12 protein-coding genes are annotated in these 16,110 nt (G+C 41.0%); 10 read left to right on the top strand and 2 right to left on the bottom strand.

All coding sequences use genetic code 11. The annotated features are described in order from the left end of the window. The first annotated feature begins 9 nt into the window (after positions 1–9). A complete protein-coding gene (locus FNN09_RS11430; protein ID WP_143302490.1) occupies positions 10–300 on the top strand; it encodes a hypothetical protein in 291 nt (96 codons plus the stop codon). Positions 301–352: 52 nt separating this feature from the next. On the opposite strand, the gene FNN09_RS11425 is transcribed toward FNN09_RS11430, so the two are convergent. Continuing rightward, a complete protein-coding gene (locus FNN09_RS11425; RefSeq protein WP_255434092.1) occupies positions 353–1,465 on the bottom strand; it encodes a substrate-binding domain-containing protein in 1,113 nt (370 codons plus the stop codon). Between the two features lie 113 nt (positions 1,466–1,578). Between FNN09_RS11425 and mtnA the strand changes: the two genes are divergently transcribed. From mtnA to FNN09_RS11390, 7 genes are all read left to right on the top strand, one after another. Then, complete coding sequence (gene mtnA, locus FNN09_RS11420; RefSeq protein WP_143302489.1) at positions 1,579–2,616, top strand: S-methyl-5-thioribose-1-phosphate isomerase; 1,038 nt, start codon at positions 1,579–1,581, stop codon at positions 2,614–2,616. Between the two features lie 295 nt (positions 2,617–2,911). Further along, positions 2,912–5,332, top strand: coding sequence for a bifunctional aspartate kinase/homoserine dehydrogenase I (gene thrA, locus FNN09_RS11415; RefSeq protein ID WP_143302488.1), 2,421 nt, complete (start codon positions 2,912–2,914; stop codon positions 5,330–5,332). A gap of 12 nt (positions 5,333–5,344) precedes the next feature. Beyond that, positions 5,345–6,574 carry a cofactor-independent phosphoglycerate mutase gene (locus FNN09_RS11410; RefSeq protein ID WP_143302487.1) on the top strand — a complete coding sequence of 410 codons (1,230 nt, stop codon included), beginning with the start codon at positions 5,345–5,347 and terminating at the stop codon, positions 6,572–6,574. After that, a complete protein-coding gene (thrC, locus tag FNN09_RS11405; protein ID WP_143302486.1) occupies positions 6,561–7,868 on the top strand; it encodes a threonine synthase in 1,308 nt (435 codons plus the stop codon). Before FNN09_RS11410 ends, thrC begins: the two co-directional genes overlap by 14 nt. Before the next feature lie 108 nt (positions 7,869–7,976). Continuing rightward, entirely contained in the window at positions 7,977–8,615 is a 639-nt protein-coding gene (locus FNN09_RS11400) for a tol-pal system YbgF family protein (RefSeq protein WP_143302485.1), read from the top strand. Positions 8,616–8,855: 240 nt separating this feature from the next. After that, positions 8,856–9,737 (top strand): lipopolysaccharide assembly protein LapB, encoded by an 882-nt coding sequence (locus FNN09_RS11395; RefSeq protein ID WP_185968969.1) that lies wholly within the window; start codon positions 8,856–8,858, stop codon positions 9,735–9,737. Positions 9,738–10,631: 894 nt separating this feature from the next. After that, positions 10,632–11,105, top strand: coding sequence for a DUF4199 domain-containing protein (locus FNN09_RS11390; protein WP_143302483.1), 474 nt, complete (start codon positions 10,632–10,634; stop codon positions 11,103–11,105). Positions 11,106–11,180: 75 nt separating this feature from the next. Here FNN09_RS11390 and FNN09_RS11385 read toward each other — a convergent pair whose 3' ends face one another. Next, the gene (locus FNN09_RS11385; protein WP_143302482.1) at positions 11,181–12,134 is read right to left on the bottom strand and encodes a metallophosphoesterase; all 954 of its coding nucleotides are present in this window, start codon (positions 12,132–12,134) and stop codon (positions 11,181–11,183) included. 2,144 nt (positions 12,135–14,278) lie between these two features. Here FNN09_RS11385 and FNN09_RS11380 point away from each other — a divergent pair. Both FNN09_RS11380 and FNN09_RS11375 read left to right on the top strand, forming a co-directional pair. Beyond that, a complete protein-coding gene (locus tag FNN09_RS11380; protein ID WP_143302481.1) occupies positions 14,279–15,271 on the top strand; it encodes a Gfo/Idh/MocA family protein in 993 nt (330 codons plus the stop codon). A gap of 87 nt (positions 15,272–15,358) precedes the next feature. Further along, positions 15,359–15,994, top strand: a complete 636-nt coding sequence (locus FNN09_RS11375) for a flavodoxin family protein (RefSeq protein ID WP_143302480.1) — start codon at positions 15,359–15,361, stop codon at positions 15,992–15,994. Positions 15,995–16,110: the final 116 nt, after the last annotated feature.

The following is a 16,110-nucleotide window of genomic DNA, read 5'->3' as shown; positions in this document are numbered from 1 at the left end:
AATTAAGTTATGGCTGAACGGTATAGTACATTGCTTGAAATGCTGGCAGAATGGTTTATGAACTTATTTTTTGATCCGATGTATCATTATTCCGGATCTGCTAAAAAAGGCTTGAGTGCAAAAGTTGAGCGCATTGGACAGGCCATACGCCAACTAAAGGAAAGTCGTCTGAAAAAACCGTTCTTCTGGGATAAAAAGTTTATTTCCAAAAGTATAAAAGCAACCTCTTTTACCTTTGAATACTTATACAAACATTTTAGGCAAAAGCATACCGGATCGGGAGTTGTACACCTGGAATAGGAATTGATGGTGCTAAAAAAAGCCACTTACATGGTGTAAATGGCTTTCACTTCTATTTGAATATATCCTGCTCTCCTATATAGCCTTCTTGTATAACGGTCATTTTAATGTTTTGTCGGTTAACAATGGTTGCCTGCAGTAGTATAGCCGGGACAAGTCGTTTGCCATTATTAACAGTGATATTCATATTCGATGGAGCTTCTCCGTCAGATATTTTAATGGCGGCATTGGCTGCTGCATAAGCCAATGATTCAATGGGTTTATAAATAGTCATGGTTTGATTGCCTGCTACAATGTTTCGAACGGCTTGTATATCGGCATCCTGACCAGCCAATAAAACCCTGCCGTCTTTATTGTGTTCTTTTAATGCAGCCAATGCTCCTGAAGCTAAAGCGTCATTGCCACATATAATGGCATCTACATTATTTTTGTCTGCCAGGTATTGACTTAATATTCGATACGCTTCATCGGGTAACCAATAGTTACTAAACTCATCAAGCACAACTGTTAAATCACCTTTTTCAATTAAGGGCTGTAACACATTCATCCAACCTAAATGAAGTAGATAGGCATTATAATCGGTGGTTGGTCCACTAATAAGAACATAATTTCCTTTGGGAGCTATTTTTGTAAGATAGTTGGCCTGAAGCTCTCCAATATTGATATTATCGGTTGAGATATAGTAATCCAGGTTACAGTTTTTTATTAATCGGTCGTAAGAAATTACGGGCACATAATGTTCATGAGCATACTTAACTATTTCACTTGCCTTTTCCAAATCCACTGGAACAACGACCAGTACATCCACACCTTCTTCTATAAGTTTTTTAGCTTGTTCCAATTGTTTATCGGCATCCGAACCTGCAACTTCAACATATGGGATTCCACCCAATTCATTCACCTTTTCTTCAAACAAAGCCTTGTCTTTACTCCAGCGTTCTACCTCCAGGCTATCAATCAAAAAACCCACTTTGGGTTTCATATCACAAGCCGAAAGCGCAAAAAGAAGCATGAGGCAGAATAAAGGAATAAACCTTAAGTAGTTCGTTTTAAAGGAATTTATGTAGTTAGATTTATTGCTGATTACTTTTTCAGCAAGCTGCTGATCACCTTTTCTTAATATCTGAGGACAATGGTGCGTGGGGAAATAGTTGATTCTTTTCATGCCGGATTTTTTTTAAGGTGGATAAATTTGTATTTAATTTACAAAAATTGAGTAGTAAAGTAAAGCATCATGTTTATTAATGATGATGTGTTAACAGGATAAATATTGACATAATGATAATAGAGCAGCAACATTACCGCACTGTGTGGTATAATAAGGATACGAATACCGTATCAATGATTAACCAAATAAAATTGCCTTTTGAATTGGAAATTGTACACTTTAATACGTACCAGGATACGGCTGAAGCCATTAGAAACATGACAGTAAGAGGTGCTGGTGCTATTGGAGCCACGGCAGGTTTTGCCATGGCACAGGCTTTTGTATCTCATAAAGAGGAAAAGGAATGGACGCAAGCCCGTTTATTTATTGAAGCAACACGCCCAACGGCTGTTAATTTGTTTTATGCAAGCGAAAAGGTGTATAATGCCGGATTGGAAAGTGTGGCAAAGGCTTTAGAAATGGCTCAGGCCATTGCCGATGAGGATGCAGAGGCTTGTCGTGCAATTGGTCAGCATGGAAATACCGTGATAAATGATAAATGCCGTATACTAACACATTGTAATGCTGGCTGGTTGGCTTTTGTGGACTATGGTTCTGCTTTGTCGCCGGTGTATGCCGCAAAGGATGCAGGAAAAGAACCATTTGTGTATATTGATGAGACAAGACCCCGGGGCCAGGGTGCCCGATTAACGGCTTTTGAATTACATCATAATGCGGTGGAGCATCGCATCATTGCAGATAATGCTGCAGCTCACTATATGTCAAAGGGACAAATTAATATGGTGATTACGGGGGCGGATAGGATTACAGCCACTGGCGATGTGGCCAATAAAATTGGGACCCTGGAAAAAGCAATTCTAGCCAGGGCCTTTGATATTCCTTTTTACGTGGCGGCGCCCTTTAGCACCATCGATTTTAATACCGAACATGGCGAGCAAATTATAATTGAAGAACGCGATGAAGAAGAATTGCTCTATCATGAAGGACCGAATGAAGAGGGGATAATGCAGTCTATTCGAATGGCCTCACCCGGATCACATGGTCTTAACCCAGCTTTCGATATTACGCCCAATCATTATATTACGGCATTTATTACCGAAAAGGGGATTATTAAACCCAATGAATTAAAGTCGTTTAAACAAAAGTAGTACGATGACGTGACCGATGTCATGTTATAATTTATATATATTATAGGGGTTATAATTTTGATTTAAATTATATATCCCTATTTTTGTAATGGATTCACTCATTCGTGACCGAAAAGACAATGATGTATACAACTACAAATATTACAATTATTACCATTACCCCTTGGGGGGTATAGTCTTTTCATATCATCAGGTCATATTATATTATTGTATTTTTTCAAGTTTATTAAAGGCTTTAATCCAGAGGGTTAGGGTTTAATAGATCTCATCTTTTGAATCTACAAAAGTGCACATTATGAAGGTTTTAAAATTTGGCGGTACTTCCATGGGAAGTGCAGATGCCATGCGTCAGGTAAAGCAGATAGTTGAAAGCCAAAAGGTATCTGTGGTGGTTGTGGTGTCAGCCGTTTCGGGGGTGACCGATCAATTGATCAAGGCTTCAGAAGAAGCTCAGGATGGCATTGGCTATCAAAATACACTGGATGACATTGTTTCTTTACATAACACCATCATTCAGCAATTATTTAGTAAGGAAGCTCTTGAGCAAGTTATCAAACAACAAGAACCCGTTTGGACAGAATTGCATCAAATATTAAAGGGAGTTAGCCTGACCAAAGAGTTAAGCACGAAAAGTTACGATAGCATTGTGGGTAGTGGAGAGCGTTTATCATCCATTATTTTAAGTCATTTATTAACAGATGCTAAGTTGTATGATAGCCGGCAATTTATTAAAACAGAACTCAATGGCCATGGACACCATGTGCTGAATAATCCTACAATGCAAGCCATAGGCGAATTAAAGTTCAGTATTGGCTCAAGGAGTGTTTTTCCAGGTTTTATAGCGTCCAATGCAGCAGGTGATAACACCACCTTGGGGCGTGGAGGTTCTGACTACTCGGCTGCTTTGCTAGCGGCAGGTTTAGATGCTGAAATATTAGAAATATGGACAGATGTGGATGGTTTTATGTCGGCCGATCCGCGTGTTATACGTCGTGCCTATTGCATAGAACACCTGAGCTTTTCTGAGGCAATGGAATTATCTCATTTTGGAGCGAAAGTGATTTATCCACCAACCATAATACCGGTCTTACAAAAACAGATTCCGGTGAAGGTTAAAAATACCTTTAACCCTGAGGCACCCGGAACACTGATTGATCATCAGAAAGATGAAAAGCAAGATGTGAAAGGTTTGTCATCCATTCGCGAAGTGGCGCTTTTAACGCTTCAGGGTAATGGTATGATAGGCATATCGGGTATTTCCATGCGTATGTTTGGCGCCCTGGCCAAGGAAGCGATAAACATTGTTTTGATATCCCAGGCATCCAGTGAAAGCAGTATCAGTGTGGTGTTGGCTGCCAAGGATGCTGAGAGGGCCCGTTTAGCCTTGCTTCGTGAGTTTGATAAGGAGATAAGCCGTCAAGAGATTAATGGCATCACTCTGGAAAAAGACATGGCGGTGGTAGCCATTGTTGGTGAGGGCATGAAACATACTTCCGGTGTATCAGGACAGTTATTTAATGCTGTTGGCCGTAATGGTATTAATATTTACGCTATTGCACAGGGGGCATCGGAACTGAATATCTCATTTGTGATTCATGAGAATGATTTGCGTAAGACCTTAAACGTGGTACATGAGACATTCTTTTTGAGTAAGTTTCAGGCAATTCACCTTTACCAGGTGGGCGTAGGTACGGTGGGTAAAAATCTCTTGCAGAAAATCGAACGACAGTCTGAACGACTATTAAAAACCGAACACTTGAGCATTCGTTTGGCGGGTTTGGCCAATTCGTGCCAAATGATTTTCAATGACAGGGGGCTGGAACTAGACTCTGCTGTTGAAGTGTTGCAACATGCCAGCAAGGGCGATATCGATCAGTTTGTAGAACAGATTATTGCCAATAACCACTCCAATAGTGTGTTTGTTGATTGTACAGCCAGTGCTGTCGTTGCTGAGAAGTACCAACGCTTACTGGAAAATAATATTTCGGTGGTGACAGCCAATAAAATTGCTGGCTCATCGGCCTATGATCGCTACGAAACCTTAAAGAAAACGGCGCGACAAAAAGGGGTGAAGTACCTGTTTGAAACCAATGTGGGGGCTGGATTGCCAATTATAAACACCATTAGTAACATGGTAAATAGTGGCGATCGTATTTTACAATTGGAGGCAGTTTTATCGGGCACACTCAATTACATTGTTAACAATGTGAGTGCCGAAAAACCCTTGTCGGCCGTGGTGATTGAAGCCAAAGAGAAGGGCTACAGTGAGCCTGATCCAAGAATTGATTTGAAAGGCACAGATGTATTACGTAAACTACTCATCTTAGCGCGTGAGAGTGATTATGCTTTGGAGCAGGAACATGTGGAGATTAGTCCGTTTTTACCTGATGAATTTTTTAAGGATGAATCGGTGGCTGATTTTATTGAACGTGTGAAATCCTACGATGCCACCTTTGAAGCCTGGCGCAATGAGGCCGAGTCAAAGGGTAAAGTGCTTCGTTATGCTGCCTCTCTCAAAGCTGGCCATGCCAAGGTGGGCTTTATCGAGGTCGATGCAGAACATCCATTTTATAATTTGGCCGACAGTAACAATAAGGTCATCTTACGCTCGGATTATTATTATGATCATCCCATGGAGATAAAAGGTTATGGAGCCGGAGCAGACGTAACTGCTGCAGGTGTTTTTGCCGATATCATTAAAGTTGTTAACCTATAAACCCTTATTATAATGAAGTATTTAGTTATTCTGGCCGATGGTTTTGCCGATGAGCCCATTCAGTCTTTGGGTGGAAAAACGCCCATGATGGCGGCTAACACTCCACACATTGATGAGTTGTGCCGTTTATCACGCTCTGGTTATTTAAAAACAGTGCCTGATTCCTTACACCCAGGCAGTGAGGTGGCCAACATGACCATTATGGGCTATGATGCGGAAAAATACTACCAGGGGCGAGGTGTTCTGGAGGCAGCTGCTCTGGGCGTAAAGCTGGAGCCTGGCGATATGGCCTTTCGTTGTAACCTGGTGACAGTTGAGCAAGCCAAGTTATTGAATCATTCAGCCGGCCACATCAGTACCGAAGAGGCTAACCAGTTGATTGTTGCTTTAAACGAATATTTGGGAAGCGAAAAGGTACAGTTTCACACTGGTGTAAGTTATCGCCATGTACTGGTGGTGAAAGGTGGTAATGAGGGCTTGGATTGTACGCCGCCCCACGATGTACCGGGAGAATTTGTTGAAACAGTGCTACCCAAGCCCATGGAAAGCAACGATACAGTCAAACTTTTACGCCAGTTGATGTTTGCGTCCAATGAGTTACTGAGTAACCACCCCGTTAATATCAAACGACAGGCCCGTGGCTTACCTGTGGCTAATATGATATGGCCTTGGTCTCCAGGTTTTAAACCCAATATGCCAAGCCTTAAAGAGCTCTATGGCATTGGCAATGGCGTGGTTATTTCGGCAGTGGATTTAATACACGGTTTGGGACAATTGGGCGGACTGAAATCGGTTTTTGTGGAGGGAGCCACTGGTTTGTACACCACAAATTATGAAGGAAAAGCAAATGCGGCCTTTGAGGCCCTTAGTAATGGCAGTGAGTATGTGTTTCTGCACATCGAAGCGCCCGATGAAGCTGGTCATGAGGGAGATGTGGATTTAAAGATTCGAACGTTGGAGGATATTGACCAAAAGGTAGTCAAACCTGCATTGGCCTATCTGCAAAAACACAAAGAGGAGCTGAGTGTGGCTTTTCTACCGGATCATCCAACGCCTTGTGAAATACGCACACATACGCGTACCCCTGTGCCTTTTATGATCTACCGACCAGGTACTAAAGCCGATCAGGTGGAGGTATACGACGAAATATCGGTGCAGGAGGGTGCTCATGGCTTTGTTGACCAAACTGAATTTATGCAATTACTGTTATCCGGAAAAAAAATAAATGATGCAATATTATAGTACAAATAATAGCTCACTTAAGAGTGATTTAAAAAATGCCGTTATCAATGGTTTGGCCGATGACAAGGGCTTGTTTATGCCGGAGGAAATACCTGCTTTACCGGATGATTTCTGGGAGCGACTGCCGGCCATGAGCCTGGGTGAGATTGGTTTTGAGACACTGAAGCATTTCTTTTGTCCAATTATTCCAGAGCAGGACTTTAGGCAATTGACCGACGACGCTTTCAATTTCCCGATACCACTGGTACCGGTATCTGAAAATATTTCAGCACTGGAACTTTTCCATGGTCCTACCTTAGCATTTAAAGATATTGGAGCGCGCTTTTTAGCCCGCGTTATGGCACGTTTTACCAAAGATTATGGTCGCGATATTAATGTGTTGGTGGCCACTTCGGGCGATACGGGCAGTGCGGTAGCCAATGGTTTCCTGGGGATCGATGGTGTTAATGTTTTCGTCTTGTATCCTAAAGGTCTAGTTTCCGATGTTCAGGAAAAGCAATTCACTACTTTGGGGCAAAACATTACGGCCATTGAAGTAGATGGTAGTTTTGATGACTGCCAGAGCCTGGTCAAAACCGCTTTTATGGATCAGCAATTGAAAGAAGCGATAAGCATTACTTCGGCTAATTCAATTAACCTGGCACGTTTTTTACCACAGATGGTGTATTATTTCTATGCCTATGCCCAGGCTGTTCAATACGGACATACTGATTTGGCTGTTTGTGTGCCAAGTGGAAATTTTGGTAACCTCACAGCTGGCCTTATCGCACAGCGCATGGGTTTACCTATTAAGCGCTTTATTGCCGCCACCAATCTCAACGATGTGGTGCCGCAATACCTGCAAACGGGTCATTATCAAAGCATGGCAAGTATTGCTACTCCTGCCAATGCCATGGATGTGGGTGATCCCAGTAATTTTATCCGCATACAGGAGTTGTTTGGGCATGAGCTGGAATTGATAAAACAAGTAATTGAAGGTATTTCAATCAACAATCAAGAGTTGTTTGAAACAATTGATAATGTGTACAATAAATACCAATACATACTCGATCCACATGGTGCAATTGGTTTCAAAGCATTGCAAAAAAAGCTGATGAATAATGAGCATGGCATATTTCTTGCTACTGCTCATCCGGCTAAGTTTCCCGAAGTGGTTGAGCCAATTATTAAAAAAACCATTGATCAGCCAGAGCGTTTAAAGGCATTTCTCAAAGGAGAAAAACAAGTAAAAAGTCTTACTAACAGCTATGAGGAATTAGCCAAGTTACTGTTGAGCCAGACACGGAATGTGTAGTTTTTTTAAAAAAGGAAGTTAAATTTTAAGATATTTTTAAAAAAAAACTATTTTTACCATCCGTTGAAGTGAAATGAATCAATAAAATAAGATTAAAAGAGTAGTATTATGAAGTATTTAGCAACTTTATCCCTCGTGTTTTTAATGTCTTTAGGAGCAGTAGCTCAAGAAGAAAGTGCAGTAGAGCTTAAAAATCAGGGAAATGAAGCATTAAGAGCAAAAAATTACAAAGGTGCATTGGAATTGTTTGAGAAAGCAATTGCTGCTTGGGGAGAAGAAGAAATGGATGCCGCTATGGTGTATAATACGGCAACGAGTGCACGTAAAATTAAAGATTACGAAAAAGCACAAAAATATTACAATGAGTCAAAGAATTTAGCTTATAAAGCTGATGTTTCTACTTATTACGTAGCTTCTTCATTGAAGAGCATGGGTAAGAACGAAGAGATGGAGAAAGTTCTTTTAGCTGGTATTGAAGAGTATGGTGCTAGCAAGTATGTTGGTCACATGAAAAAAATGTTGGCTGGTTACTATGTAAAAGAAAGTAATGCTTTGTATACCAAAGGTCAGGAGATCTTAAATTCTCGTGTTGATGGTAACCGCGATCAGTGGGACTCAATCAAAGCTAAAGCAAAAGTAGTATTGGACGAATCAAGTGCTTTTGCCAAAAAAGCCTTAGAGTATGATGCAGCTAATAAAAATGCTCAGGCTATCCTAACTGGTATCGATACTTTTCTAAAAAGCTAGTAAGTAATTGGTGCCTTTTAAAGGACACTCAAAAATATTTAAACCTGTGAAGCGTGCTTCACAGGTTTTTTTGTGTCAAATGGTAGGTTATTAAAGGTTCTGGATTATTTTTGCACTTAACCCCAAAAACAAGTTTAACATGAAACGACCATGTAAATTTGATTATCCAAATTGAACACAGGCGGATGATGAAATTTACTTGAGAGTTCCATCTGACAAAAAGAAAATTAAATGAAACAGATGAAACAATTATTTGTATTGATGATGTTCACTCTGGTGGGCATCGGAACGGCATTGGCTCAAAATGCTGATGTACTTAAGAGTGATGCCATTATTCAAGAGAGCAGGATGCAATACCTGGCAGCTGCCGAATTGTATGAGCAAGCGGCTGCCATTTATGAAGCAAATGGATCTGCTGACGCATTTTCCTATTTTAAGGCAGGCCATAACTATGCTAAAGCAAAAAAGTATTCCAAGGCAGTGGATTTGCTAACTAAGGCCAGAAATAATGCTTACGACGAAGCTGATCTGTATCTGGCTTTTGGCGATGCTTACGCAGGAGTTAAGAATTTTAGCGATGCCGAAAAGGAATTATTGGCTGGCAAGGAAAAGTACGCGGAAAGAAATGCTGAGTTCACCAAAAAACTGGGATACCTGTATTTTAATTCAGCACAGTACGAAAAGGCGGTTAGCTGTTTGTCAACGGCCATTGCCAACGAACCAGGTAACTATAATTACCATTACCTCTTGGGATCATCGTACGAGCGTATGAAAAAATATACAGAGGCAACTGCTGAGTTGGAGAAAGTATTGACTTTGCGCACCAATCACAAGAACAGTATCAAAAAGCTGGGTGTGATTTACTTTAAACAAACGGATTACTTGTATAGCAAGGAAACCAAGCGTTACGAAGCTATGAAAAACCCTACTCGCGTAGACTATCATAACTCCACAAAAAAAATGGAGGAGATAGCGAAAGGATACCATAAAGCATTGCCGTACCTTGAAAAGGCGCACGCCATGTCACCCAAGGATAAGGCTATTATCAATTGCCTGAGTGTTTCTTACCGACGTCTTAAAATGGAGGAAAAAGCGGCACAGATGGCGGCTTTACTTAAATAACATATAAGCGGGTATCTTAAAATTGTGATAGACATCAAACAGGTGTTTTCGTAATTTTAGGATACCCACTTTTTTCTGCCACTTTAACTACCCATCTGCCTCTGATCCCAAGCGCATTTATTCGGATCCAAGTAAAATGCACTTGACATCCATTTACTTTTAAAGCCTCTTTGATTTTGTATCGGTAATATACAATCCATTCAAAATATGATAGGTACAAACGTTACTCTTCGTTGACAGCATCTTTCTGTTAGATTTTGTTGCTTTCTACTCAAGGATTCTAAATACTGAATAAACTTGTTTATTTATCTATCAAAAGAGAGCTGTTCTCTCTAAACTCTGGTTTGGCATTTGAACAAGCGCCATGTTCATGTGTTTTAAAAATTAGTTTGATAAAAAAATAGTAAGCTGAATTAACAAGCATGTTTTATTCGATGGACTGTTATTGTAGTATAATTGAATTCAACGATACTTTAGAGCCTCAGTAAAAATGCTAAACACACGCAACAAGCTATGAGAGCTGTTTCTCACACAGGAGCATGGTTAATTTTGGTGAGTTCCATCCCGATAAATCGGGACAAGTAGTGACAATAAAAACAAAATTTAAACACATGAAACGACCATGTAAATTTGAGTATCCAAATTTTCACACAGTGGGATGATAAAATTTACTTGAGAGTTCCATATGGCAAATGAAAGTAAATTATAATCATATGAAACGAGCCATGAGAATAAGTTCTCACACAAGAGCATGATTGATTTTGGCGAGTTCCATGTAGCAATAAAAAACAAAATTTAAACACATGAAACGAGCCATGAGTACAGTTTCTCACACAAGAACATGGTTAATTTTGGTGAGTTCCATGTGGCAATAAATAACAAAATTACGAACACATGAAAAAAATTGCAATTGAATTAAAATGGGGGATCATCTTTTTTGCCGCCATATTACTATGGACAGTCTTTGAAAAATCAATTGGTTTACACGACGAACGCATTGACAGACACCATATACTCACCAACTTTTTTGCCATTCCAGCCATCATTATTTATGTATTGGCCTTGTTGGATAAGCGAAAATGGCAGGGTGGAGTCATGAGTTGGACCGAGGGTTTCTTGGCTGGTTTGGTCATTGCTGTTATTGTTTCTCTACTAAGTCCTGTTGGGCAATACCTGACTCATGTTTACCTATCACCCGATTATTTTACGAACATTATTGCTTACACTGTTGAGCAGGAAACCATGACTCAAGAAGCTGCAGAACAATTCTTTAACCTCAATTCATATATTAAGCAAAGTATGATTGGTGCGATTAGGATGGGAGCGGTAACCGCTGCTGTAGTAGCCTTTTTTACCAAGAAACAATAAATACACATCATTATTGCTGGCTGAGGCCGAGGTAGAACAAAATGGATAGCATATGCAACTAAACTATTTTTGCCGTTATAGTTTTGATACAAAAATAAAATTTGCCGCTGTTAATACCTCTTCACCCTCATAGCGGTAGGCTGCCAAACGGCCTGCTGTTGTTATGCAAGCATCTACACAGCCAATATTGTTCGAAGCCAGCATAGGGCCTTTGCCCATGCAATAATGGCCTATAAACACAATGGGTTCCGTGTGCTCATAAACCTTATAATCACTGATAATTTCATTGGGAATGGTATAATCGGGTAATTCAAATTTGTTGCCATAGCTTAAGTTGCGAAAGGTCTGCCCATGAGGCTTTACCCACCATTTAACTCTGAAATTATCTCGCTTAACCTGATCCGAATCTTTAATCACCAAATCGTTGGGCATTTGTAGTTCGATACCTTTCAAAGTCTCCCAGAACGCTATTTGTAAGTCATTGTCTTCTTCCAAAAGGGTCTTAAGTCGGCTTTTCCTGAGTCTCCCTTTCTTATACAAACTTTGTAACTTAATAAGATGATGGCGATTCCAATACGCATGAACAACCCGGATACCATCCAGCTCTAAATGCAAGGGTAAGCTTCGCAACCACTTGATATCATCCAAAAGGGTTTCTTGCTGGCCATTGTATTCGTGCATTAACTTGGTCATTAGACGCAAGTTATTACTGCCGGGCACCCTCAATGCCTGACCGTCTTTATCCTTTGAAAAATACAATATCGCATTCATTTCATGATTCCCCAATATGGCCATAGCTGTACCTGCGCTTACCATTTCCCGAATCAGCTTAATAACACCCTTACTATTCGGTCCCCGATTGATGAAATCACCAACAAATATGGCTTTTCGAGTGGCATGAGTCCACACACCATTGATCATGGTATAAGACATCTTTAACAACAGCTTTTGCAGTTCCAGGTGATGACCATGAACATCTCCTATAATGTCGTAATGGCAATTTTTGCTGCTGTCCGTAGATGCGATCATCGTTCAATTCAGTTTAGGCAATAAAAATAAAACTTTTGATCGTGTGAACAATCGAATGGGATTAAAAAAACCAAGTAGCATATCAACTCTCCTCCTGACTTTTTTAGGAGGAGTACCACAACGAAGGAGCAGGGAGGTGGTATAAACCGTTCCTTGAAGTGGATAAAGCCACACTAGGAAAGGAAGAATATGGTTCTTATTTAACTGCATATTACGCTGATTTATTCCTGCGGAATATTATATTTACCGCTGAGCAAAAGGAGTTGAGTGGTGAGTTTTGAGAAAAGGGTTGTAGGACACGGTGCTTATTTAACCGCAAATAAAAGGAACACAGAGACTCACAAGCTGCCAATCAAAGGCCAAAGGCCTAAAACATTAATAGCCTGGGGGGCACCCCCAGGTATCCGGTACGCCAATAAAAACGGTGCAATTACAGTCCGTATTATCCTTACAGCATTACCATGCACCGGATTAGGTTATTATCCACTACGTATCGCTCCGTCAGAGCTAATTTATAGTATGGTGTTGGGTAGGCCTGCGACCTACCTTAATACATATCGGCCTTACAGGCCTTTAGAATACTAGCTACAATAGATAATAATGTTAGTAAGTTAATGCAAATTACACCAAGCTGCCAATCAACTCTCATCCTCGATTTTAGGAGGAATACTGCGACGAAGAAGCAGGGAGGTGGTATAAGCAAGCTGCACTTAGCTGGCCAGCGGCCTGCCACATCAATAGCCCGGGGTAAGGGCAACGCCACCCCGGGTTACGTTACGGGCATAAAATCGGTGCAAATACACAATTTAATACCTATGCAATAGAACCATGCACCGAAAAAACAGGAAAAGTTTACCGCATAACAAAGGAGAACACAGAGCCTCACAATCTGCCAATCAAAGGCCAAAGGCCTAAAACATTAATAGCCTGGGGGGCACCCCCAGGTATCCGGTACGCCAATAAAAACGGTGCAAATACAAGCCATATTATCCATACTGCAATACCATGCACCGGAATAGGTGATAATCCATCACGTGCCACTCTTTCAGAGCTAATTTATAGTATGGTGTGGGGTAGGCCTGCGACCTACCTTAATACATATCGGCCTTACAGGCCTTTGGAATACAAGCTACAATAGATAATAATGTTAGTAAGTTAATGCAAATTGCACCAAGCTGTCAATCAACTCTCATCCTCGATTTTAGGAGGAGTACTGCGACGAAGAAGCAGGGAGGTGGTATAATTGAAAATTAACACCTCAGAAACCATACAAATATTACATATCGTACAAACTGTCCGCGGAAGAGGATGAAGCCAAACTAGAAAAGGAAGAACGTGGTGCTTATTAAACCACAGATTGCGCTGATTAATACTGATTTATTCCTGCGGAATATTGTATTTACCGCAAAGCAAAAAGAGGTGAGAGGTGAGTAAGGAGTAGTGAGGCAAGCTGCTAAGCAAATCTACTAGGTATAAAACGTAGCGAGACGCTACGCTTAAAAGAGTACTGCGACGAAGGAGTGGGGAGGTGGTATAAGCAAGCTGCACTTAGCTGGCCAGCGGCCTGCCACATCAATAGCCTGCGACCTACCTTAATACATATCGGCCTTACAGGCCTTTGGAATACAAGCTACAATAGATAATAATGTTAGTAAGTTAATGCAAATTGCACCAAGCTGCCAATCAACTCTCATCCTCGATTTTAGGAGGAATACTGCGACGAAGAAGCAGGGAGGTGGTATAAGCAAGCTGTAACTAGCTGGCCAGCGGCCTGCCACATCAATAGCCCAGGGTAAGGCAAGGCCACCCCGGGTTACGTTAACGGCATAAAATCGGTGCAAACACACAATTTAATACCTATGCAATAGAACCATGCACCGAAAAAACAGGAAAAGTTTACCGCATAACAAAGGAGAACACAGATACTCATAAGCTGCCAATCAAAGGCCAAAGGCCTTTAGGGGTGTAATCCCCGGATAAACATAAACCATGCTCTAATATCGTTCCTTAAACAATTTTGTTTGCACCCTTTATGAATAATTCAGTACATTAGTTAGGTGAGAAGTTTCACGGTTCTGGATCAACAGACCGATTCATTAAGTAGAAGAATCCATTGTCATTCATTAAAAATTAATATTAAAACTATGTTAAAACGCATCAAGTGGGGCATCATTGGTTGCGGTAATGTGACCGAAGTGAAGAGCGGGCCAGCTTTTAATAAAGTAGAGGGCAGTAGTTTGCACATGGCCATGCGAAGAGATGGAGAAAAAGCTAAATCATATGCCAATCGCCATAAAATTCCGCACTGGAGCAATCAAGCAGAAGATGTTATTAACAATCCGGATATCAATGCCATATACATAGCCACGCCACCTGGCTCACATGCCGAGTATGCCATTCGATGCATGGAAGCAGGCAAACCTGTCTACGTTGAGAAACCCATGGCTGCCAATGCCGCACAGGCAGAACAAATGTTAGCTGTTAGTCGATCAACTAGAGTACCATTATTCATCGCCTATTACAGGCGTACTTTACCAGGCTTTTTAAAAGTCAAGGAATTAATCGACACTGGAGTAATAGGGCAGACATTATACGTTAATATGCGCCTTATACGACCCGCGAAGTCATATGAAAAAGATGCTTTACACAATATTTGGCGCTTGCAGGCCGAGCTATCCGGTGGAGGTATCTTTTTTGATTTGGCCTCCCATCAACTGGATTTTTTGGATTATGTATTTGGTCCGGTAAAAAATGCTTTTGGGGTGGCTGCCAACAGGGGTGGTTACTACGACGTTGAAGATACGGTCAGTGCCTCTATGCAGTTTGAGAGTGGCGTGGTGGGCAATGGCATCTGGTCTTTTGTCAGCAATGAACACACCGAGGAGGATACTATTGAGGTAGTTGGTACTAAAGGGCGAATTGTTTTTTCAGCATTTGCTCATACACCTATTTCTTTGCATACCGATGCGGGGCACCTTGAATTTCCTTATCTCAATCCCGAGAATATTCAATACAACCTGATTAAGCAGGTCGTTGAATCACTTCAGGGTATTGGATCATGTGTTAGCACCGGCGAAACAGCGATTCGTACTAATAGAGTGATGCAAAAGATTGTACAGGATTTTTATCAAAAATAAGGAATTGAAAACGAGCATAAACACCATGGAATCGATCATAATATAATTTGAACTTGTATTCAGGTAACTAATTAAAATAATAAACTCATGAATGTAATTGCCATCAACGGAAGTCCTCATAAAAAAGGTAATAGCTATTTAGCACTCTCCATCATCTGCGAGCAGCTCAATAAAGCAGGTATTGACACTGAAATCGTGAGCATTGGGCATAAAAAGATACAGGGGTGCACAGCCTGTAATGCCTGCGTCAAAAATCGTGATGAGCGGTGTATTATCGTTGATGATGATGTGAATCCTTTGATTCAAAAAATGAAACAGGCCGATGGCCTACTCTTTGGCGCCCCTGTGCATTATGCTGATATTGGAGGTACCATGAAAGCGTTTTTAGACCGTGCCTTTTATGTGGCGGGAGCCAATGGTGGATTGTTTCGCCATAAGGTGGGAGCCGGCATTGTTGCTGTTCGCCGAACGGGTGGTATGCCAGCCATTAATACCATTTATAACTACCTGCAATACAGTGAACTATTTTTACCGTCGGCCAACTATTGGAATGTGGTACATGGCACTAAGCCGGGAGATGTGCAGCTCGATGAGGAAGGCGTACAGATAGCCCGTGTATTGGGTAACAACATGGCCTGGTTGCTCAAGGCAGTGAACAGCTTTAAAAAAGAAGAAGCTTTACCGGCTATGGAAAAGAAAGCCTGGACAAATTTCATACGTTAGGTCTTTCATGAGAACTTAACTGTTTATGTACGCCTTTGGCTCTGGTAGAGAGTGCGTTTTTTCAATATGAGAGCACAGAGACTTTAAAGCTGCCAATCAAATGTCAAAGGCCTGTA

It is taken from the genome of Carboxylicivirga sp. M1479 (genome assembly GCF_007097485.1).
Taxonomy (GTDB): Bacteria; Bacteroidota; Bacteroidia; order Bacteroidales; family Marinilabiliaceae; genus Carboxylicivirga.
Note: the sequence above shows the minus strand (reverse complement) of the source record. Positions and strands in the feature narration are given on the sequence as shown.